Raw genomic sequence first — 22,408 nt, 5'->3', positions numbered from 1 at the left:
ACCTAACCTTTATCTAAGAAGAGGCATCCGAAAATACCTCGGAAATTTATAGCTGGCCTGCGAAAGCTTTTTGGGATAGAGATTTAAACACTTCATCCATATACTTGCTTTTAACAATTGCATTTTGTTTCATTCTATTTACTTTGTTATGGACGGTGAGAAATTCATCCTGTTGCTCTTGTGGAGGCAGAGCTATTGGTGTCTTTGATATTAAACCAACATTAAGAGTGGGTTGAGCGACCGCACGCGTTTCTTTTTGAAAGTACCCTTGAATAACCGGACYTTGCAAATATCTAAAAATATACTCTCTATTTACTGAGTCTCTTAGGGGAATACGAGTAACAGCTCTAGCTATGTTCCACCCAACCATCGACTCGTCAACCCAACCAACTTTACCAATAGAGCCCACACAAGCTATTAAAATTTCATTTCCTTTTAGGCGAGAGTTGCGATGCTTTTCATCCACCGATGATGAAACTCTTCTAACTTTAGATAATGGTGTACCTGAGTCATACAGGTCTCCGGAACGCACCAAAGGCACTCCGTTCTCATCATCATCTCCCGGCTGTACGACTCCATAGTTCAACTTATCGCCTTCAGAAATCAGCTCCGCAAGACGTTTAACTTCCCACCCCTTCGGATTCGTTACCGGATCACCAAACATATCCAAAAATACGCTGCGTAAGAACTCATCGGCAAGGTCAATGGCTTGTTTGCGTTTCTGGCGAATGGCATCGGCTTTATCTAAAATGGCAGCGATGCGTTTTTGTTCTTCTAGTGGTGGGAGTGGTACATCAAGCCCCTTGAGGAAATTTAAGGTAATCCCTTTTACTGTGGCACCTTTTCCTTCACTCTCAATGTACTTTGCTTTCGATTCCAGAAACCTAGAGAGATAATCCTTATTAAGAGCTTCTTCATCGTTCACAATTAGCGCTTTCAGGTCTTGGTTGATAGCTAAATCTACGCCTGCTACAGCTACTTTACCTAAAGCCATTCTTGTAGGAACAATAATTGTACCTCTAGGAATTATGTTCGTAGCTGATTTTTCTACTCCCAACAGCGTGATCGAATCTTCGGTACCTAATAATAGACGAGACTTAAGGTCCTTAACTGAGGCCCATGGAATATTGCCGTTCCAGTACTCTTTAATCTTCTTACTTGGAGTACCACCGCCTTTAATCGAAACTAAGTTACCTAACTTCTTCGTTGGCCAACTCATAGCATCGACTCCAACTCATTCAGGTCAGCTAGAATCTCATTCTCTAGCGCTTTGAGTTTTCCTAGAATCACTTTAGGCTCTTCGTAGCTTTCTTGCTCGTAGACTACTTCTTTGTAGCGGTTAATCGATAAGTCGTATTTGTGCGATTTGATGTCATCTTTTGTGACCAAGAATGCTTTTTGGCTTTTATCTTTCCATTGTTCGGTTGACTCACCGGCCATGACTGCTGCTTGGTAAGCTTTGTACTGCTTAACTAAGTCCGGCAAATCGTTATCTTTGATTGGTATACGCTTATCATCCAAAGATTTGCCATCAGCCTGTACATCGTAGAACCAAACGTTATCGGTACTGCCACCTTTGGTGAAAATTAGAATGGCAGTAGAAACGCCAGCATAAGGCTTAAACACTCCGCTTGGTAGTGAGATCACCGCTTCCAACTGGTTATCTTCTACGAGGTGTTTACGTAGGGTTTGGTGCGCTTTGGAGCTGCCAAATAACACCCCATCAGGGACGATGGTGGCAGTGCGGCCACCCACTTTGAGCATACGTTGGATCAGTGCGACAAACAGCAGTTCAGTTTTTTTGGTTTTGACGACTTTGAGTAATCCTGGGTCGACATCTTCTTGGTCCAAACTGCCCTTAAAAGGTGGGTTAGCCAGGATAATATCAAAGCTATTTTTGGCTTCATTCGGTGAGTGTTCGATAAAACTTTGGCTTAACGTATCTTGATAGATGATGTTTGGCTGCTTCACACCGTGCATTAAAAGGTTCATGGCTGCCACACGCAGCATGGTGGAGTCAAAATCAAAACCGTGGAACATGTCTTCGTCAATGTGCCAACGTTTGGTGAGCAAATCCCCTGCATACAAGTAGTTGAATTCTGGGTTGCCATGCACATCTAAAACAGGATTGCCCTCGGCATCCAAAACTGGCTCTTTTTCTGTTCCCTCTGGGGATGAGTATTTCTCTAGCAAGTAGTCGTAGGTCTCTGATAAAAAGCCCCCGGTGCCGCATGCTGGATCGCAAACGCGATGGGTTTCATCGATGTCGAGCATTTCAATCATGGCGCGGATAATGTGTCGCGGCGTACGGAACTGACCATTAATACCGGCGGTGGTTAGCTTAGAGAGCAGATACTCGTACAAATCCCCTTTTATGTCCTTGTTTGCTAGCGGAAGTGCGCTTACCAATTCAATCGCTTTAACAAGCAGTGACTGCTTTTGAATCATCAGTTGGGCGTCTTTCATAAACTCCGCAAACAAGGCGTCGTCATCGGTGAGCTGCTTGAAATATGGAAACAGCTCGTCTTTCACCAGTGGATAGAGCTGCTCAGCACTCAGGTGGCGAAAGTTCTCCCAGCGGATGTGCTGTTTGTCATCTGGAAAACGACGATTAAAGGGTTGACCTGTACGCTCGCTTCGCTTTTCGTCAATACGCTCGTTCATGTCTAACATACGGGCGTAGATCAAATAGGTAATTTGCTCAATGACGGTTAACGGGTTAGTAATGCCCCCGGTCCAAAACTCTTCCCACAGCTTGTCAATTTGGCTTTTTAACGCGCCTGATGTAATCATTTTATGGTCTCTTTTGTTCTACTTGGGCCGATTGTTAACAATACGGCACGCGAAAGACGGCTTAGATGGCTGTAGTGTACTTAGTACCGTGCGTTAACCAAAAGGTTAATTAATCACTTTTTCAATGCTTGGCTGTTTCTTACCCAAATGGACGCTGAAACGACGCACAAACTGTTCCACCACATCCGCTTGAGCAGGGATGGGGAATACGCCATCTAATCCAGCATCATCAATTTGATTGAAAGGCGCGTCGTACAACTGTTCAATATCAACGCTACCGTAGCGACAAAGGTGATTTTTGAGCATACCGATAAAGCGTTGCTGCCTTGAATTAAGTTGTGTATGTACTTGCTGAACAAACACGGTGAATTCGCCTTCAATGGCTTTGGCGTCCATGCCGACGATAGTCCGCAAGATTTGATCCAGCCCAGCGGTGGACTCGGGAAAGAATGCCTTCAAAGTAGATAAATCGACACTGGGGTTTTGGGTATGAACAAGCGCATTGAGCGTGTCCAAATCTGCTTGTGTTACCGGTTGCCCCGCACGAATTTTCTGTAACACCTCGTTTGATTCAAAAAGTGGCGTGAGCGTTTTTTCGACTTCTTGTTTGTAGATCTGGTAGTCGACGGTAACAATATCGGTCTTCAATGCTTCGGTACGATATTCGCCGACATCCTCTTTGACATCCAAAACGGGTGTTTGCATCGGTGGCGGTATCGCCCCTTTATCGCGTAAATGGATGATACTGCGAAGTTCGTTTCTGCACACTTCTAAGGTGTGGTGGTTAGCATCGTCCCAGAAGTTGGCCTCCTGCACCTGCTTGATAGCCTTGGCTTTACTGCGTACTTCGTTAAGGTGCATGGAAAGTGTGGCGACCTTCTCCATAATGGGCATGGCAGCAATGCCAGCTTTCGAAGGCTGTTTTAACTTAATCAGTTCAAGCTCTAGGAATAGAAGATCAAGACGCAGCGCCTCACTTTCACCGGCAGTGGGTTTCCATTGCATCAAAGGGGCCATTGTTGACCACAGTAACGCTTTGGTTGCTGGCGCCATCTGATGTAGCGTTTTCTCGTTGCTCAACTGTGCTTTGACCTGCCAATTTTCGCGAATCGCAATGGTTTTGTCGTTAAGTGCATCAATATCGGCTTTAATTTGTGACACCACGCTATCGAAGATATCCATCTCTGCTCGTTTTAGAGCCTCTTCTGCCAAGGTTAGCCGTGCCTCAAACACCTTCTGCGCGAGCGATTTGCCTTGCGAACCATCATCTTCGTCTGGGTTCATTTTGAAGTACTCAAAGTTGCTCCAGTGATCGAAAATCAAGAAGTGCTGTTTATGCTCACCTTGGCCAAATAAGTTTTCACATAGGCGAGTTCCTCGCCCAACCATCTGCCAAAACTTCACCTTTGACCTGATTGGTTTCGCAAACACGAGGTTGATGCATTCTGGCACATCAATACCTGTGTCAAGCATATCTACAGACACGGCGATGGTAATGTCGTTTTTGCTGCCTTCGGCGCTTTTGAAGTTGTCGATAAGCTCATCAGCGCGTTCGTATTTCGAGTGGATCACTCGACAAAAATTACCACCGAGATCGGGATACATTTCCGCAAATAATTCGGCGATGAGTTCAGCGTGTTTGATGTTGCGGGCAAAAATGATGGTTTTACCCGGCAATTGGTTGTTGGCATCTTTGAGACCACGCTCCATCAGGTTGCGGATAATCGCGCGGTTCGTATCTTTGTTAAAAATCGCTTTATCGATTAGCTTAGAATCAAAATCGAGCTCGTTAGGGTCGGTGCCCTGCTCTTCTAACTCAGCGATTTGTTCATCAGTGAGCTCATGGCCTTTGATGCCATCGCGTAAAAACTTGGTGGTATGAGAAACGACTTTGAAGGGAACAAGATTACCCTCTTCAATAGCTTGCTCTAATGGGTAGTTCGCGGTTGGCATTTTGTAATCACAACCGAATAACTGGCTGGTTGAGCGAGAAATCATCTCAACGGGGGTGGCGGTTAAGCCAACTTGTAACGCATCAAAATACTTAAAAAGCTCACCGTATTTGTTGTAAATCGAACGGTGTGATTCGTCGGCAACGATGAGATCAAAATGGCCAACGTCGTACTCTTCGTAGGTTTGCATCATCCCTGGATAAGTCGCAATGACAATGCGCGCCTTACTCGCAAGGTCTTTACTGCTTTTGCCTTTTTCGAATAATGGCTCTCTTGTGAATTCGTTGAATGCATTGGCGGCCTGTTTACGCAGTTCTTTACGATCACATAAGAACAGTATCCGTTTCGCCCAGCCGGCGTTGAGTAAGCGTTTTGTCAACGCAATAGAAACACGGGTTTTGCCTGTCCCCGTTGCTTGCACAATGAGTGCTTTACGGTGCTTATCGCTAAAGCGCTCACACACTCGAGTAATCGACTCTATTTGGTATAGACGACCGGCAACGTCGGTATCGATCGGTGTGTTATTCAGGTTGGTCTTTAAAGAACGTTGCTGGATAAGGTATTGCAGGCTGTCTTTGGAGTAGTAACCAAACAGTTTACGTGGTACATAGCCCTGAGAATCATCCCATAGCCAGATATCATAGCCATTAGTGTAAAAGATAACTGGCCGTTGACCCGTTTTTCTCTCTAGCGCGTCGGCGTAGATTTTGGCTTGTTCTTGCCCTGCTCGCGCATCGACGCGTGTTTTCTTTGCTTCTATAACAGCCAGTGGTTTGCCGTTGTCGTCCCACAATACATAATCGCAACGGCCTTTGCCTGATGGCGTTGGTTGACCATCAACTTCATACTCTTTTGCGACTTGCTCGGTACTCACTTCTGCTAGCGCAACATCCCATCCTTGGCTGCGTAACTCGGCGTCAATTAGGCGCTTTCTCGTCTCAGCTTCGTTAAAATCAAAGCTGTTTTTCAACTTAAGCGTATTGCGTTTTAGCTCATCCGCTTTGGTTTGATCCACTGCCAATGTGCTTTTACTCGCTGCTTGCTGAGCGAGCCGTTGCGCTTCTTTAGCCTCTTCAAGCTCTTTTAACGCCTGCGTAAGTTGCTCATTGTTCTGAGCAAGCTTTTGCTGTAGCTGTTTGTTTTTACGCTTGAATTCAGCTTTTGACTCTCCGTCTAGCGGTGCATTGTCCGGCTGCGTGTAGCGCGGACATTCTTGTTGTGAACCATCTCCATAAGCGACGAAAAGCCAGCAACCAATAAGGTAGGACTCCTTGAGCAGCCACAGCGCGTCATGTTGATTGACATACCCATCATGTGCGGCTTTGTTGCCACCTTTACGTATGGCGTGAAACTTGTCGAGAATGTCTTTGTGGATAATTGCCGTAAACGATGCGCCGGTTAGCTTGTCGTAGATAGAAGCGTTGGGCAACACCGGCAGGCGCAACTCTCGATAAAGATAGCCAACTATTTTTTCGACATAGCAGCGCAGCTTAACCATCGCACTTTGAGGATCAGTTACCGCATAGTTTTCAGCAAATGCGCCTAATTCAGCCAACTCGGGCCAGTCTTTTCTGAGATGTTCAAAGTTCACTGACGTTTTCACTCTTATTGTACTCCTGACCTCAATCAGCAATTGGCATGCCACTCGGGTGTCATTTGCTCGCCTATTCTTCGATGCCTAGCTTCGTCATCCAGCCGCTTAACGTCTGGTGACTCTTCAGTCCTAGAGCTTCCGCCGCTTTCGATTTATTACCACGACTATACTCCAAAGCCGAATGAACTGCATTTTTTCTTATACTATCAATATGTTGCTGAATGTCTCCCGGGACGGTAAATGCGCTCGAGCCAGCCCGGCTCTTACACGCACTCAATACCGAAGATTGGAGATCTTGAGCTGAAATAGAGTTAGACTCTGACCACAAAACAGCTCTGTTTAAGGTATTCCAAAGCTCCCTGATATTGCCAGGCCATTGGTAAGACTGTGCAAACTTTATTGCATCATCGGAAATTTTTTTACTATCAAACAGTGGATGCTTTTCAGTTTGTTGATTGATTTCGGTCATCAGGACATCGATGAGTGAAGGAATGTCCTCAACTCTCGATCTCAGTGGCGGCATTTCAATAACACCTACTGCGAGTCGATAAAACAGATCTTCGCGAAATGTCCCCTCTGATATCATCTGAAAAAGGTCTTGATGTGTTGCCGCAATAATGCGCACGTCGATCGTCTTCGTTTTAACGTCACCTACCCGAGTGATTTCTCTTTGTTGTAGCGCTCGGAGCAATTTAACTTGAACGTTCAGTGGAAGCTCTCCAACTTCATCAAGAAACAAGGTACCGCCATCCGCTTGTTCAAAAAGCCCTGCGTGATCGCTACCTGCCCCAGTAAACGCTCCTTTTACGTGGCCAAACAAAACAGAGTCAACCAAGCTTTCTGGTAATGCGCCACAATTAACCGCTCTAAATGCCTTGTCGGCTCGAGAGCTGGCATTGTGAATGGCTGTCGCCATCACTTCTTTGCCTGACCCACTCTCGCCTAGAACAAGGGCTGGTAAATCCGATAACGCAAGGCGTTGAGCTTTTTTAACCAAATGTCGCATGGTGGTTGACTTAGCAGTAATTGAGCCAAATGCCGGATCTAATTTAGGGTTATCGGAAGTAAGTTCCTGCAAGGCGTCGGTGGAAGCTTTGGTGTATTCAGTGGCGAAATCGACTGGGATCTCAACTTCAATTAAGTCGCCCTTGGGAGAGGTTTGTATTAACTGACATTTTCCAATACTCTTACCAAGCAATACAGAAATGACAGCCATGGTTGGTGACCCAGAAGTGAGGTTGAGATAGATCTGATCTGCATCAACAGAAATTGCATGAAGTTGTTTCTGCATCACCTTTGTTATCGATGAATAGTCAATCGGGGATGTTATGCGAACACGTTGAATCGTTACTGTGGTTCTAGAGCGTCCCGCGCAAGCGAGCTTTTTCATCAACCAATCTTGATAGTCATGCCACTCATCATCCCATGCATTGGCAAGGATAATGATACGGTCAAGCACTTTACCCTTAAGCGCAATCGTGGCGATAGAAGCGGGCTTATCCGCTTTCATATGATCGAGGTCTTTCCTTCCCAGCCAACTAAGCAACGTTGCCATTTTAACGTCCGTAACTATTTTTACCTTTAGAGAGAAAGTTTACAGTAAGTGGCTGAGAGTTGATATTACCTTGACCAGATAGATAGCCATCTGTCACACATCGTACTGCGGTATAAGTGCACTCGGCTTATGAGGTGTATTTCTTACCTCGGCGGACGGCGCTAATAAGGTGATGGCGGCAGGCGTTCAAAGTCATCAATCACTTTAACCATGTTGGGTGGCGTATCACTCCATCGCCAAAATACGATATTTTTCATGTCCTGAGTGGCTCCACGCGCAAAACTTGGCACAATAATGGCGTTGACCTTTGCACTGATGAGCTGCGTCGATAAGTACCAACTATCGGGCGTTTGCTGCTGGGTCACTTGATCTAACCAAGCACAGCTTAGCGTCGAGGGCTTGATGCCACAGTTTAGAAGCACTGTTTCATCGGTCAGATCGAGTACATTGTCGCAGTCGACATCATATTGACATATTGTCAGAGGCTGAGCTTTAAAACGAAACCCCTGCTGAGCCTCGACCCATGCACCTGATTGAGACAGTGAGGTGTATAAGGCGCCAACACCTTTTGGGTTAAACCGACCACCGTTGCGTCTTGCCCCTTCACCACTGTTAGGCGCGTATGACCAGCGAGGGTTATGGCCACGAAATACCGCACCTTCAAATTTAAACAAATGGTCCTTTAGCTTCTCTTCACGCATAACCGCCTTCGCTCGTATGATTGAGGTAGGCTCTGACCGCATCTATTCGATCGTGCTTAACCAGTTGTTCTGCGGTTAATCCGCCAAACTCTGGCAGCCCTTCGCTCCGATACCACGCGTAGGCATGAAATTCATTCCCCGTCCACGGAAGGATTCGGTTGATCACTTCTGTGCAGTTACGTAGTTGTTGCTGCGCCTTGATTGTTGAATATCGTTCGGTGCGACTCAGCGTGGAATAAGGTAACCCAGACAATGACGCAATTTCTTTCAAATTTGTATGGAAAAACGCGGCCATTTTGCTCGGTTCAACGATACCTTCTGCGTTCATGACTACATCTAAAATAGATCGGTTCATCGTAACCACCATGTCATTTAAATTTGACTTATATACGTCTAAAATGGATGACATTATGACAGTTGTCAAGCTGGGCTAAAATACAGCAGAACAGCAGGTGTTTACTGTACCGGGAACACAAATCACGGTTTGCTCCGGATGAATTCCACCCGTTAACCTTTTTAGGTTCAGCAAGGTTTGCTACAGTTCACCAGTCATTAGATCATTCATTATAAGGATAACCATGAAAGCGCACATTTGGGCGTGTTTGCTCGTGGCGTTAGCCAGTTTTGGCGCGATAGCTCAGGACGAAAACGATGTTAAGCATACTAAGGCGGCCAAAGAGCCAACATCGTACGCCGAGCAAAGTATTTACGATAAACCATTGATGGAAAGGTATGTTTTGGATGAGATCCGGAACTTAAGAACCGATTTCCAAGCGTTAGAAAAACGTATGGTCACAGAGATCACCGACCGTGAGCTCGACGTGGCGGATAAGTCACTCAACTACGCTAATGTGACAGTGACCTACTTCTTTTATCTCATCGCGGGCGCAGCATCGCTCATTGCCCTCGTTGGCTGGCAGTCGTTGCGTGATATTAAGACCAACACCAAAGAACTGGCGGATCAACAGTTATCTGAAATTGCAGAGCAATATGAGCGCAAGTTCCAAGCGCTCGAGCGAGATTTGAAGCGTAAAACGCGCATTATTGCTGAAAATAACAAAGAAATTGAACGCATTAACGAAATCCATAACTTATGGTTACGTGCGCAGCATTCGCAGACGCCAGAGCAGCGGATGGAAATTTATAATGAGATACTCAAAATCCGCCCTGGTGATCTCGAAGCGTTAACTCACAAAGCGGATGCCGCGATGGAAATGGGTGAATACCATTGGGCGCTAAGTATTAGTAACCGTGTCTTGGAAGTGGATGAGCGCAATGCTAATGCCCTATTCCAACGCGCTTGTGCTTATGCAAGGTTAGGTGCCGAGGACCAAGCCGTGTCTGACTTAGAGCTGGCGATAGCTGAAAGTGCTTCATTGCGTGAAGCGGCTCGAGAAGAGGCCGACTTTGAATCACTGCATGGTCACGAGCGGTTTGATCTGTTGATTGACCCTGATGGACTTATTTAAGCAACAAAAAACGTAAACGAAAAAAACCAGGCATGAGATGTTGCCTGGTTTTTCTTTTTACCCGCCGGCCAGTTTGACTGTGTGGCCTTTCTTTTCTAAGTGCGTTTTGATGTTGTCGCGCTTATCCCCTTGGATCTCAATCACGCCATCTTTCACTGCTCCCCCGCAACCACATACTTTTTTGAGTTCGGCGGCGAGCTGTTTTAATTCAGCATCATCAAGGTCTAAGCCAGTGACTAAGCTGACGCCTTTACCTTTGCGCCCTTTTGTTTGGCGCTGGATACGAACAATGCCATCCCCTTTAGGGCGTTGAGGCTTTTCGGGCGTTTCTTTGATTTTTCCAGATTCTGTTGAGTAGACTATGCGGTTTTCGTCAGACATGGTGATAGTTTTGCTTCGTTGAACATTTTAGACTTATACTATCAAAAGCAATGCTATGTTGGCAGTCACTATCCGCGCAGCTGCCCTCCATTCTTATCAATAAAAAGCTTTAATCCTGGTAGCGATCCCTTCATCAGTTTGCCTCGGACAATCATATACCAGCCCTTTTCATCTTTTTCTGGATCGTCGTTCATAATACGAAAACCATTATATTCTTCCACCTGCTTTTTTGACGATACGTCATCCTCTTCATCATCAAAATCGGCGGGATCGACAAGAATACTGGTGTCAGCCCACCACTCGATTGATTTTTTCACATTGTGCAAACTGCCAGATATCGATTTACCCCCGAGTCTAGCGCGGTAAACCTCTGTGGCCTCATCGCCACCTTCTGACTTTTCAATCGTATAACCACGATGAAAAAGGCGTCGGGTCATGTTTTTTCCTCCCGCAAATAGCCGTGTACGCCATGTTGCATTGAACTACGGCCTTGAGTCTGTTTTAGACTATTATCAGCCCTACTTAGAATTATTTCATTAATCCAAGCCATTAACGGACTTAGGGTCTAGTGTAATGGGACATAAGTCTAATATTTTTCATTGTAGTGTGTTAGACTGATAACAAACATATAAAGTTATAGTGCATTATGAAAAAGATTTTACCGCTTGAACCAAAGCATATTCCCGATAGCTTGGCCCTTTTCAATCAAGGCGTAGTCAGTTTGGATGAGTGGGAATTATTAACACAAGGCGCTTACAGTCGTAATTCATTACTCAGTTACCGTAATGACTGGCACGTATTTGCTGATTTTTGTCACGGCCAAGGGGTCACAGCCGTGCCATGTGCGATAACGACTTTGCGTCGCTTTGCCGAGCTTGCGGCTCAACACCGTAAAATATCGGCGATTCGTCGTGTCGTGGTCACCGTCGGTTTAGTACATCGACTACATCAACAGCGTGATCCCAGTAAACATCGCGAAGTAAAATACGCCATGGCTCGATTACTTCAGGCAAAGTTACCGGAAAGTAAAGAAGCCACCCCCTTTCACGCTCAGCACATGATACAACTCAATGAACAACTCGCCAGTTCGCAAAGACTGCAAGATCTGAGAGATCGGCTTGTATGGTCACTTTCTTATGAAGGATTGCTTAAACGCAGTGAACTTGCCGCACTGACCACAGACGATCTGATTACTCAAGGCACCCAAACGTTCATAATAGTTAGAGATCAACGGGTAGCATTGAGTGAGCAAACAGCGATGTTAGTCGCCCAGTGGTTGGATAAAACAGGAATGAATCATGGCCCCCTACTTCGTCGAATCAACAAACATGGCCATTTAGGTGAGACCGCATTAGACCCGTCATCGATTTATCGGGTCTTTCGACGCGCGAGTCGCTTGCTGGGTGAATCCGTTACTTTTTCTGGGCAATCGCCTCGCGTCGGTGCAAGCCGTGCACTTGCCAATAAAGGAATGACAATAAAACAAATCCAGCATCTTGGCCGCTGGAAAAGCCCCGCAATGCCGGCGCAATATGTCGGTAACACGATAGCAAGTGAACAAGCTAAAGCGCGATACCGACATAAGAAGCTGACGGAATAACTAGCTTACTCGCCGTCCCGTTGCATGGGTGATACGTGATGCGAGATATTCATCAAATGCTAACCCATGATGTTCGACCAATTTAGGGAACATGGAAATGGGCGTCATACCTGGAAAGGTATTAATTTCGTTGACGAGTACCGTACCGTTCTCAGTCAAGAAAAAGTCAATGCGCGACATGTCCTTTAATCGCAGTTGCTTAAACGCTTGATGGGCATAGTCGCGAATACAGGCAACTTGTTCCTCGCTAAGGTCGAGTGCTTCAATCTGTGTATTGCTCGAACTCCCTTCGCTGTATTTCTCTTCAAAGGTATAAAAACTCCCCTCTGGACAGCGTATTTCACCCGGCTTGGTGACAATAATTTCGTCGCCAACCTGAAACGCGGCCACCTCTAATTCACGCGGTTGAATCGCTTTTTCGATCAATACTTGGTCAGAAAACGTAAACGCATCTGCAATGCATGTTGAGAGCTGCTCTTCTTCAGTAACACGATAGCAGCCTACACTGGATCCTTGACTGGCCGCTTTGACGAAAACGCCTTGATGCTCAGCAAAAAAGGCAGACGCACGTGCCATGTTTTGGTCACTTTGATCGGTGATAAACACGTAGGGTGTGTTCGGAATGCCGAGGGCATCAAACCACAACTTCGAGGTAATTTTATTAAAGCAAATTTGGCTACCTTCCGGGCCGCATCCTAGGTAAGGCAGGCCGGTGATCTCGAGTAGTGACTGAATATCCCCCGTCTCGCCGGGAAAACCATGGAAGCAAGGGATCACATAATGAATTTGCCTATGCTCAACCTTGCTACAAAGCATGCCATCAGTATCAAGGTGACAGCGCATACCATCGTCAAGATGCCATCCTTCTTGGGTGATTTCGACTTTTTGGACATTGACTCGAGGGAGCTTCGCTAGCTGTGATTCAATATACTGCGCAGAAACGAGCGAGATATCGTGCTCCGCACCACCGCCACCGCACAGTAAAAGCAGGTTTAGTTTCGTCATTATTTTCTCTCACCACGTGCATTAACACGTTACCTGAATATACCGCCATAGTAGTCAAATGCGACGTTGCTTTCACCTATCGACGCGTATTTGTTGGTATTTTGGTGTTTGATTGCTGCGGGTTTGTTCAAAGCTGACCCAAGAGCCAGCTTCTATATTAACAGGCGCGGAGATTCGACTAGTTAACGCGTGTCATCTCAGGCGTTGATGAACGCTTAATGTCTGCGATGTCACGAACAAAAGGACCATACTGCTGAATGGTTTGCGGTAAAGCCTTAATGGCACGCTTTGCTGCATCTCGTGATGAATATTCACCATACAACAAGGTATACCAAGGTAAGCCGTCTACCATTTTCTTGTTGCTCCAAAGTGGCTCGTTACTTGGAAGCCGTTTGGCGTAATCAGTAAACCCGCGATCATGGCTAAGTGCCACAATTTGAATGGTATACCCTGGGCCCTGACTTGATGCTTTTACGGTTTGTTTTTTCGGCGCTGGCGACGCTTCCTCTTTCCAAGCGGATTGCTCTTTCGATACAGATCGTTCTTTCGATGCAGATTGCTCTTTCGGTTGTGGTGCCGAGGTTTTCACAGTCTCGCGCGTATCGGTTGACTCAATGGTCTGACTATAAATTTCAGTGGTCACACCACCACCACTGCATCCTGATAGCAGCAGCGCAACTGCAAGTAAGCCCAGTTTTTTCATTGTGATTCTGTCAGTTATCCAAATTTGTTTCATTGTGCCCCCGACCCAATAGCCATTCAACCAAAAGTTAACCTGTTACATAAGGTTTCCGGTGATAGCTCACAGATAGAACGTTAAACGACGTGCTTGAGTGTATCGTAACAGCCAGTTTCTGCCACACCCAGATCACATTGCGTTAAAAAAGACCGTTGATTTCAACGCTGAACCGATAGACTGGCTTCAGAGCTTAACCAATTGATGTGCCCACCGTTGATGACGCTGGGCGACGCTTTTTCGGAGGAAACTATGGCCGGCATCGATCAACTCCTCAAGCCTAAATCTATTGCGGTTATAGGTGCGTCCGACCGCAGCGGGCGCGCAGGCTACGTTATCACCCGCAACTTACAATCCGGTGGATTTCAAGGCCCTATCATGCCTGTCACACCTAAGTATCAAGCGGTTGCCGGCATTTTGGCGTATAAAACGATTGCGGACCTGCCACTTGTTCCCGACTTAGCCGTTCTCTGTACCCGTGGTGAAGCGACGCCAGCGCTTATCGAACAATTGGGAGAAAGAGGCGTTAAGCTCGTCATTGTGCTCGCAGCCGGGATGCGCGGCCAGCTCGACTCACTCGGCACAAGTCAGTACGCGATAATGCAACGGGTGGCACAGAGATACACCATGCGCGTGCTTGGCCCCAATAGTTTGGGCATGATTTTACCATGGCTTAACCTTAACGCATCCTTTGCACCTGTGCCGGCCAACAAAGGAAACATTGCTTTTGTCTCTCAATCAGCCGCCGTCTGTACCACTATTTTGGACTGGGCGCGAAATAAACGTATTGGCTTTTCAACCTTTATCTCATTGGGCGAAGCCTGTGATATTGATTTCCCCGAATTACTCGACTTTTTGTGTCGCGACAGTAAAACCGACGCGATTTTGCTCTACGTCGATTCAATTCGTGATGCACGACGCTTTATCTCCGCTGCGCGAGCAGCCGCCCGGAATCGTCGTATTCTCGTATTGAAAAGTGGTCGTACCCGCGGTGGATCTGTTGCTCTTGAGCAACTTAGTCAGACCAGTACAGGGTTAGATGCCGCTTACGATGCTGCAATTCGTCGCTCTGGGATGTTACGTGTGAACAACACGCACGAGTTATTTGCCGCGGTCGAGACGCTGTCTCACTCCGTTCCTTTACGTGGAGAACGGCTCGCGATTATCACTAACGGCGGTGGGCCGGCTGTGATGGCGGTTGACACGCTGATGGATGCTGGGGGTAAGCTAGCGACCTTGAGTGACTCAACGCTTGACGCCCTAAATCAGGTCTTGCCTGCAAGCTGGTCGCATACGAACCCCATTGATCTGGTCGGAGATGCTGACACGCAGCGTTACCAAGCGGCAATAGATATCATGTTAAACAGTGATGAGGCCGACGCGGTTTTGATCATGCATTCCCCATCGGTCACGGCACCTGGACTGGCGACCGCCAAAGCCATCATTCATTCATTAAAAGAAAACCCTCGCGCGCGGCGCTTTAATATTTTAACGAATTGGCAAGGTGAGGGAGACGACGCCACAGTCGCCCGGCTGGCGTTCACGCATGCCGGCTTCCCAACCTATCGAACACCTGAAAGCGCCGTGACTGCTTATATGCACTTAGTGGAATATAGGCGCAACCAAAAGCAATTAATGGAAACCCCTACCTCGACTGGACTCATGGACTATGACTTATTGGCCGCACGGGCGTTTATCGAACAAGCAGAAGACATTGAGCATCTCACCCTAACGACCCATGAGGTACGACCCTTTTTAGAAGCTTATGGTATGCAGGTTATATCTACCTGGCTCGCGACCGACGCGGTAGAAGCCGCCCAAATTGCCGAACAAGTTGGTTATCCTGTTGCCGTGAAGCTTCGCTCTTCCGATATTCGTCATAAATCAGATGTACAAGGCGTAATGTTGAATTTACGTACAGGGGCAGAAGTCGCTAATGCCGCTCAAGCGATCCTTGATCGCGTGTCTGTCACTTTTCCCAACGCCCACATCCAAGGATTATTGGTACAGTCGATGGCTCCGCGAGCGGGTGCCCAGGAGCTGCGCGTTACCATCAGTAATGATCCCGTTTTTGGTACCATCATTTTACTCGGAGAAGGTGGCTCTGATTGGGATGTCACCAAAGATGCGGCAGTCGGGATCCCGCCGCTTAATATGGCACTGGCGCGCTATCTTGTGATTGGCGCGATTAAAAGCGGTAAAATCAAGCAACGCGGCTTTCCTATTGCTATCGATGTACCGCGTCTATGTCAATTTTTAGTGACATTGTCACAAATGATCATTGATTGCCCGGAAGTCGATGAGCTCGATATCCACCCACTTCTGGTCGCTGGCGAGGAACTCACGGTTTTGGATGCATCGCTGCGGTTACGAGATTACGCGGGTAGCCAACAAAAGCGCTTAGCTATTCGGCCTTACCCTAAAGAATTGGAGCAATCGGTCACGCTTAAAAACGGACAAACCATTCTGCTGCGTCCTATTCTTCCCGAAGATGAGCCAACGCATAAGGCCTTTGTCGAAAAAGTGTCTGAAGAGGATCTATACCGCCGCTTTTTCTCTGACGTTGGCGAGCTAAATCATGAGGCGTTAGCGAATTTGACTCAAATTGACTATGACCGTGAAATGGCGATAGTGGCCACGTTCCCACTATCTTCCGGGAGAGAAGAAATCTGGGGAGTCGCGCGTTTATTGGCCGATCCTCAAAATACAGACGCCGAATTTGCGGTCTTAGTCCGCTCTGATTTAAAAGGTGTTGGTCTCGGCAGTGTGCTTATGAACACCATTATTAACTATGGCCGCCAGGCAGGCCTATCACGCATCACCGGGATGACCATGCCCAATAATCGAGGGATGATCGCACTCGCACAAAAATGCGGCTTTAGTATTGATGTGCAAATGGCCGATGGCATCGTCGATATGCAACTGCCGTTATCATCCAAAGCGTAAGCGAAGACAACGCGCGACCAAAGCTGGTCAATTCAATCCAGCGCCTTCTTCATTCAAGACGAGGACTTATTAATCGGTATGTCGCCTGCTTGCATGTAAGGCGCAAGTAAATTGGGCAACTGTCTGACTAACCAGGATTTAGCATTGCCCATTCGATTGCGCTTCCAGGCTACTCCGAACTTGAGCTGAAACGGCTCTCCCCCTTTTAGGCGTTTTAAACGTCCGGCGTTGAGATCGTCTTGGACCCAAAACCAGGGCAACGTCCCTATGCCTTGGCCATTCAAAATAGCCGTATATTTGTCATGCATGGAACTGACGGTTAAGCGTGGTTGATTTTCCAGCACATTATAGGTTTTCGGCTGCATACCTCGCGCCGTGTCAGCAACCGCGACGCCACGGTATTTGGCGCGAACATCGGGTACAACCGGGCGCGCTTCTTTATGTATCGGATGGTCGGGAGCGGCAACCCAATAGGCGCTCATTTCTCCCAGCGGCTGTACTTTTATCCCTTGAGGCACAGTATCGGGGATCGGCGCAATCAGTACATCTGCGCGCTCTTGTGCTAACGCCTCCCAACAGCCTGCTAGTATTTGCTCAGACAGTTTCAGTCGTGTACTACTCTTTTTAGCTAAACGCTCGATCAGCGGAAAAAAGAAGTCGCTCTTAAACAATCCATCGTAGGCAAGACAAATTTCCAACTCCCAGCCGTGAGCCAATGATGCAGCATCCGCCACCATTTCGTCTGCCGCTTTTAATAACATGCGCCCTCGCTCAACCAATAAATGGCCGGCATCAGTAAACGTCGCACGGTGGCCTGAACGATCAAAAATCACTAACCCAAGTTCGTCTTCAAGCTTTTGTACTTGATAGCTCAGCGATGAGGGCGCACGATTCAACGACTCAGCGGCAGCAGCAAAACTGCCTTTTCGCTCAATGGCATCAAGAACGTGTAAGGCTTCAAACGACAACATAATTTTCTCTCGATGATCACCCTAAAAAGGGCACGTAACAGATCTACACACTATATCAGGGTTTACCTTACCACCCTATGGTAAATCGAAGGGCAATCCCTCGTGAGGAAGCATTATGTGTTAGTCACGATAAATCAGGCATATAGCACAAAATAACCATCGATTTCGTTTCCTTTTTCGTCAAGGTGTCATACTCTGAAACAGAGGTGACAATGAGATTAGACCGTATAGAAATTGCAGGCTTCCGTGGCATCCGGCGCCTATCACTCCAAGTCGATGAACTCACCGTGTTAATCGGCGAAAACGCATGGGGGAAATCGTCTCTTTTGGATGCACTGGAGCTCGCACTCCATCCCAGTGGCGATAAACCTCAGTTTAAACGCTCTGACTTTCATGTTGACCATGCCCTTGGCGTCGCACCAGAACAACAATTTCAGATTATTCTCCGTTGGCAGGAAAGTTTTCCGGGGGAGCATAAAGCTCGCCGTTATCGTCGTTTTAAGCCGCTCTGGAACGGTGAAAATGCCGGTTGCCGAACTTTAGATTACTGTCTGAACGCGACCATGCAAGAAAGTAAAGTTTCGGTACAGCGTGTATTCTTGTCTTGTCAGGGAGAGATAATTGAAAAGGTCGACAACGATGCGCTCGCAAGCCATTTAATGCAGATCCACCCCGTTGTTAGGGTACGTGATGCCCGACGTATGCGGGTACCTGGGCAAATGGTCAATAAAGACAATACGCGGGTTGAGCAACGTTTAGATAATACCTATCGCCGTTTATTAATGATGCCTGGGCACGTTAACAAAGGGGAAATCAAAAGTGGCCTGCATGCAATGCGTCAGCTACTCGATCACTATTTTGCCGCTGACGAGCATAGCCGCGCCCCCTATCCCATTCATGCTCCTGGCGCGCTGTCGATTACCCATAATCAAATGCACCCCTTAGAAGCGGTTGCCGCCAATACATCTAACCAAAGCCGGCTCGTATTAATGGGGTTACTGAGTGCATTTGTGCGGGCGCGTGGCCCGAAACAACTCAAACGCAATGCCCGACCTATTATGTTGTTTGAAGATCCTGAAGGTCGGCTACACCCCACACTTTTAAATCAGGCATGGCGCCTCATCCAACTCATGCCCATGCAAAAACTGTTGACCACCAATAGCGGTGATTTGTTGGCTGGCGTTCAGCTCGATCATATTCGCCGGCTTGTACGCCATCCCACGGAAACACGTAGCCATCAAGTCCCTTCTCATCTACTGACGCAAGATGAACGTCGGCGTGTCACGTTCCACGTTCGCTTTCATCGTCCCAGCGCACTGTTCGCACGCTGCTGGTTATTGGTTGAAGGTGAAACTGAAATCTGGCTATTTAATGAGCTTGCACGATTACAAGGTTATGACTTTGCAGCGGAAGGTGTCCATTTAATTGAGTTTGCACAAAGCGGACTTAGGCCACTCATCAAGACCGCCAAGGCACTGGGCATTGAATGGCACCTTGTCGCCGATGGTGATATGGCAGGAAAGAAGTACGCAGCCACCGCGCGAGGACAAATCGAGCATCAGCCCGAAGGAGCAAGACTGACGGTACTGCCCGATAGAGATATTGAGCATTATTTATATAACAATGGCTATGAGCCGTTGTTTCGCGAGATGGCCGGCGTGGCGAGCCAGCAGCCGCACATGAACGATAAGCGTATCATCGCCAAGGCGTTAAAGCGCTACGCAAAACCCGATGCCGCCCTGGCCATTATTGCTTATACAGAAAATGAGCTGAATACGCCGATCCCTAAACTGCTCCGTTGGGTTATTCAACGTGCCATCGGGCTAGCTAGAGGCGTTGGATAACGCCTCAAACGCACTTATTGTTCGACGCGTTGGAAAAACAGCGTCACTTTGCCCACTTCAATGCCCCATTTTCGCATCGAGGTCACGTTAAAGAGATGATCATCATCTTGACGAAACATCCAGTCATCAAAGTGGAACTGATATTCACTCTCGCCAACAGGCACCACTAAATCATAGCGCCAATTCAGGGCATTACCCGCAACGACACCCCTTGCCTCGCCGACGATATCGCCAGCCGTCCCCGTATAAGTACCATCTTGATGACGCGTAATCGTCCACACGCGCGTTTGGGTTTCTCCGTCCGCATAGATAAACGATTCATCCAATGTGAGCGTGTCACCGTCGACCGTTCCCTCAATATCCACTTCGAAGCGGCGGGTTTGCTCCCCTGTAAAGTCTTGGACCATGCCCCACGCTTTGGTATGTCCATCAAAATACTCGAACATGTTGAACGCCGGCTCACGATCTTGATAATCATCGATATCCGCCGAACAAGCAGCAAGCATGATAACGCTTGCAAGGGTAAGGCATGCCCGGTTAAAACTGCGGGTCCACTTTGTCATGATGCTTCTCCTAATAATGCGCGCCGATGATCGGGGTACTCTGTGTTTTCTGATAACCAGATAGCTAAAAAGGCGTCGGCTAGATCTGTGTCATCGATCACTAATGTGGTGCGCCAATCTTGCCCTTGAGATTGATAATGGAAAACGCCTTTGTCCTTGTAGCGAACAAACGCAAGTCGATCGTCTTCGGCAATATCGCCCCACGCATCATTAAGCGCAGTTTGCCAGCGTTCACGTTGTGAAGCCGAATAACCTAAATGCGCCCATTGGTCGTTAGTGGCTTTCATCAAGCGCTCGTCGCTAATATCACGGGCATACGTGATCACCAGAGCATGAGGTAATGGTGGTTCGTAATCGCCTGATGGCGTGCGTAATGACGATTGATAAATCGTCCACCAGCCCCAAGTTAAGGTCGCTTCCCCCACTTCGGGCCATTGCTGCCAGGCCATCGAGCCGCCGGTCGTTGGCTGCTCAGCTTGCACGGAAGTTGCCATGGTGAGAATGAGGCTGGCGATAAGTACTTTCCATCCTGTCATTGTTGTCCCCTTGTTGCCGCCATTCGCGCCTCTACTTTGTGTTGTAACCAACGCATTAAGGCAACGAATAACACACTGTATATCGCCCAAACGCCGAGTAATACCACGCCCGTTATCCAAAAGGATTGCGGGAATGATAATGCACCGAGTCGCTCTCCCGCGAGATAACTGCTTGCTCCCCCCACACTGCCAATGCATGTGATCAACCAAATTGGCCGAGCGAGCACGAGTTCACGCATAAGCCACGCAAAGGCGCAAAAACCCAACCAAAGTAAAATAAGCCAAGAAGGCATGATCAGTGAGCCGGTGTCGACAGCTAACCACTGCGTATACAGCATCACACTGTCACCAATGATGCCTAATGGGGCAAGGGTTAAGATCCCAGCGATCACGGTACGATCATAGGCGATCGCAACCAGTAACATCGCTCCCATCAACCATTGTAAACTCGGCGGCCCGATAGCCGCCGAAAACCAGTACACGTTGAACAATAAAGAGATCAACACAAAACGCATTATTTAGGCCTCTCGCCAAGCCGGACGACTGAGCAACAGCTGGACTGCACTGATGGTTCGCTCTCTAAAGCCGCCTTCGCAATAGCAAAAATAAAAACGCCACAGGCGCGCAAAACGATCGTCGTATCCGTATTCCCGCAAGGTCTCTGCTTGTTGATTAAACCGGGTATGCCAGTCAGCTAGCGTTTGCGCGTAATCCAAACCAATGTCTTTTAAATCCCGCATCACAAAGTCCGTTTGGGCGGTGAAGTGATCAAGTAAGACGTTTACCGAGGGCAAAAACCCTCCCGGGAAAATGTGCTTTTGAATAAAATCGACATTGCGACTGTAATGGTCATAACGTTGATCCGCTATTGTAATCGCTTGAATCGCCATCAAACCACTCGGCTTGAGTAGTGACTGACACTTTCGCACAAAGGTATCTAGGTATTCTTTGCCTACCGCTTCAATCATCTCTATCGAGACAAGTTTGTCGTACTCGCCGGTCAGATCGCGGTAATCCTCTTTAAGCAATGTGATCTGATTATCTAACCCCTCTCGTGCAATACACGCCTGTGCCCAAGCATGCTGTTCTTCCGAGATGGTGGTGGTAGTAACGCGACAGCCGTAATGCTTTGCGGCATAGATCGCCATGCCACCCCAACCTGTGCCAATTTCGATCAGGTGATCATCAGGCGTTAGCGACAGTTGTCGGCAGAGACGATCCATTTTTTCGATTTGCGCGGCTTCTAGTGAGGCTTCCTTTTCCGGATAAATCCCACTGGAATACAGCATTTGATCATCGAGAAAGTGACGATACAGATCGTTGCCAAGATCATAATGCGCGGCAATATTGCGGCGTGCTGTGTCTTTCTCGTTACGATTGCGCCAATGTGCCAGTTTATGACCGAGGCTCACCAACCAACCCGTGTGCTTTTCTATCCGATCAATCGCCGGCAAATTACGAGCAAAGACCCGAATCACGTCGGTTAGACTGGGCGATTCCCACCAGCCTTCAATATAAGCTTCGGCGGCTGCAATACTGCCACCGGTCAAAATCCGAGTATAAAAACGTGGATCATGGACTAAGACTGATGCATGTAATTGTGCCTGAGGATCTCCGCACTGCAAGGTCTGACCCTGCTCATCAACGAGCGAAATGGAAGCATCTTTGACGTGTGCCATTAACGTATAAACCAACTGCTTCGCGTAATGCTCTTTACGCGTCAATGTGCGTTGACTTTGAGGTACGTCCGTTACAGACATAA

The 22,408-nt window shown here is 47.6% G+C and carries 19 protein-coding genes; 4 read left to right on the top strand and 15 right to left on the bottom strand.

The features are described from left to right. Positions 1–46: 46 nt before the first annotated feature. The 6 genes from BZG80_RS04630 to BZG80_RS04605 form a co-directional block, all read right to left on the bottom strand. Entirely contained in the window at positions 47–1,219 is a 1,173-nt protein-coding gene (locus BZG80_RS04630) for a restriction endonuclease subunit S (RefSeq protein WP_077678841.1), read from the bottom strand. Continuing rightward, the gene (locus BZG80_RS04625) at positions 1,216–2,793 is read right to left on the bottom strand and encodes a type I restriction-modification system subunit M (protein ID WP_077678840.1); all 1,578 of its coding nucleotides are present in this window, start codon (positions 2,791–2,793) and stop codon (positions 1,216–1,218) included. The genes BZG80_RS04630 and BZG80_RS04625 overlap by 4 nt, the downstream gene beginning before the upstream one ends. Before the next feature lie 105 nt (positions 2,794–2,898). After that, entirely contained in the window at positions 2,899–6,348 is a 3,450-nt protein-coding gene (locus BZG80_RS04620; RefSeq protein ID WP_077678839.1) for a DEAD/DEAH box helicase family protein, read from the bottom strand. A 61-nt stretch (positions 6,349–6,409) separates the two neighbouring features. After that, positions 6,410–7,894 (bottom strand): sigma-54 interaction domain-containing protein, encoded by a 1,485-nt coding sequence (locus BZG80_RS04615; RefSeq protein WP_077678838.1) that lies wholly within the window; start codon positions 7,892–7,894, stop codon positions 6,410–6,412. A gap of 161 nt (positions 7,895–8,055) precedes the next feature. Then, positions 8,056–8,595 carry an RES family NAD+ phosphorylase gene (locus BZG80_RS04610; RefSeq protein WP_077678837.1) on the bottom strand — a complete coding sequence of 180 codons (540 nt, stop codon included), beginning with the start codon at positions 8,593–8,595 and terminating at the stop codon, positions 8,056–8,058. Then, positions 8,588–8,950 carry a hypothetical protein gene (locus tag BZG80_RS04605; protein WP_077661519.1) on the bottom strand — a complete coding sequence of 121 codons (363 nt, stop codon included), beginning with the start codon at positions 8,948–8,950 and terminating at the stop codon, positions 8,588–8,590. Before BZG80_RS04605 ends, BZG80_RS04610 begins: the two co-directional genes overlap by 8 nt. Before the next feature lie 223 nt (positions 8,951–9,173). Here BZG80_RS04605 and BZG80_RS04600 point away from each other — a divergent pair, with 223 nt between their 5' ends. Then, positions 9,174–10,064, top strand: a complete 891-nt coding sequence (locus tag BZG80_RS04600; RefSeq protein ID WP_236719515.1) for a TPR end-of-group domain-containing protein — start codon at positions 9,174–9,176, stop codon at positions 10,062–10,064. 57 nt (positions 10,065–10,121) lie between these two features. Here BZG80_RS04600 and yciH read toward each other — a convergent pair whose 3' ends face one another. Together yciH and BZG80_RS04590 are read right to left on the bottom strand one after the other, a co-directional pair. Next, positions 10,122–10,445 carry a stress response translation initiation inhibitor YciH gene (yciH, locus tag BZG80_RS04595; RefSeq protein WP_077678836.1) on the bottom strand — a complete coding sequence of 108 codons (324 nt, stop codon included), beginning with the start codon at positions 10,443–10,445 and terminating at the stop codon, positions 10,122–10,124. 68 nt (positions 10,446–10,513) lie between these two features. After that, on the bottom strand, positions 10,514–10,882 hold the full coding sequence (locus BZG80_RS04590) for a DUF3319 domain-containing protein (RefSeq protein WP_077678835.1): 369 nt from the start codon (positions 10,880–10,882) through the stop codon (positions 10,514–10,516). 209 nt (positions 10,883–11,091) lie between these two features. Here BZG80_RS04590 and BZG80_RS04585 point away from each other — a divergent pair, with 209 nt between their 5' ends. Further along, positions 11,092–12,045: a tyrosine-type recombinase/integrase gene (locus tag BZG80_RS04585; RefSeq protein ID WP_077677096.1), complete on the top strand. Its 954-nt coding sequence runs from the start codon at positions 11,092–11,094 to the stop codon at positions 12,043–12,045. On the opposite strand, the gene BZG80_RS04580 is transcribed toward BZG80_RS04585, so the two are convergent. Together BZG80_RS04580 and BZG80_RS04575 are read right to left on the bottom strand one after the other, a co-directional pair. Next, entirely contained in the window at positions 12,046–13,050 is a 1,005-nt protein-coding gene (locus BZG80_RS04580; RefSeq protein WP_077677095.1) for a D-alanine--D-alanine ligase, read from the bottom strand. It abuts the gene before it with no gap. 178 nt (positions 13,051–13,228) lie between these two features. Beyond that, positions 13,229–13,753, bottom strand: coding sequence for an SPOR domain-containing protein (locus BZG80_RS04575; protein ID WP_077678834.1), 525 nt, complete (start codon positions 13,751–13,753; stop codon positions 13,229–13,231). A gap of 285 nt (positions 13,754–14,038) precedes the next feature. Between BZG80_RS04575 and BZG80_RS04570 the strand changes: the two genes are divergently transcribed. Next, positions 14,039–16,732: a bifunctional acetate--CoA ligase family protein/GNAT family N-acetyltransferase gene (locus tag BZG80_RS04570; RefSeq protein ID WP_077678833.1), complete on the top strand. Its 2,694-nt coding sequence runs from the start codon at positions 14,039–14,041 to the stop codon at positions 16,730–16,732. A 53-nt stretch (positions 16,733–16,785) separates the two neighbouring features. Here the strand turns inward: BZG80_RS04570 and BZG80_RS04565 are convergent, their stop codons facing one another. Further along, on the bottom strand, positions 16,786–17,703 hold the full coding sequence (locus tag BZG80_RS04565; protein WP_077678832.1) for a LysR family transcriptional regulator: 918 nt from the start codon (positions 17,701–17,703) through the stop codon (positions 16,786–16,788). Positions 17,704–17,915: 212 nt separating this feature from the next. Between BZG80_RS04565 and BZG80_RS04560 the strand changes: the two genes are divergently transcribed. Next, a complete protein-coding gene (locus BZG80_RS04560; protein WP_077661524.1) occupies positions 17,916–19,547 on the top strand; it encodes a DUF2813 domain-containing protein in 1,632 nt (543 codons plus the stop codon). Positions 19,548–19,561: 14 nt separating this feature from the next. Here BZG80_RS04560 and BZG80_RS04555 read toward each other — a convergent pair whose 3' ends face one another. The 4 genes from BZG80_RS04555 to BZG80_RS04540 are packed head-to-tail and all read right to left on the bottom strand — an operon-like array spanning position 19,562 to position 22,406. After that, on the bottom strand, positions 19,562–20,110 hold the full coding sequence (locus BZG80_RS04555) for a DUF3833 domain-containing protein (protein WP_077460741.1): 549 nt from the start codon (positions 20,108–20,110) through the stop codon (positions 19,562–19,564). Continuing rightward, positions 20,107–20,646 carry a hypothetical protein gene (locus BZG80_RS04550; RefSeq protein ID WP_025744578.1) on the bottom strand — a complete coding sequence of 180 codons (540 nt, stop codon included), beginning with the start codon at positions 20,644–20,646 and terminating at the stop codon, positions 20,107–20,109. Before BZG80_RS04550 ends, BZG80_RS04555 begins: the two co-directional genes overlap by 4 nt. Next, complete coding sequence (locus BZG80_RS04545) at positions 20,643–21,161, bottom strand: DUF2878 domain-containing protein (protein ID WP_077678831.1); 519 nt, start codon at positions 21,159–21,161, stop codon at positions 20,643–20,645. The genes BZG80_RS04550 and BZG80_RS04545 overlap by 4 nt, the downstream gene beginning before the upstream one ends. A gap of 3 nt (positions 21,162–21,164) precedes the next feature. Further along, the gene (locus tag BZG80_RS04540) at positions 21,165–22,406 is read right to left on the bottom strand and encodes an SAM-dependent methyltransferase (RefSeq protein WP_025744576.1); all 1,242 of its coding nucleotides are present in this window, start codon (positions 22,404–22,406) and stop codon (positions 21,165–21,167) included. Positions 22,407–22,408 lie beyond the last annotated feature (2 nt).

The sequence above is a fragment of the Salinivibrio sp. MA440 genome (assembly GCF_001996265.1).
GTDB lineage: Bacteria > Pseudomonadota > Gammaproteobacteria > Enterobacterales > Vibrionaceae > Salinivibrio > Salinivibrio costicola.
Note: the sequence above shows the minus strand (reverse complement) of the source record. Positions and strands in the feature narration are given on the sequence as shown.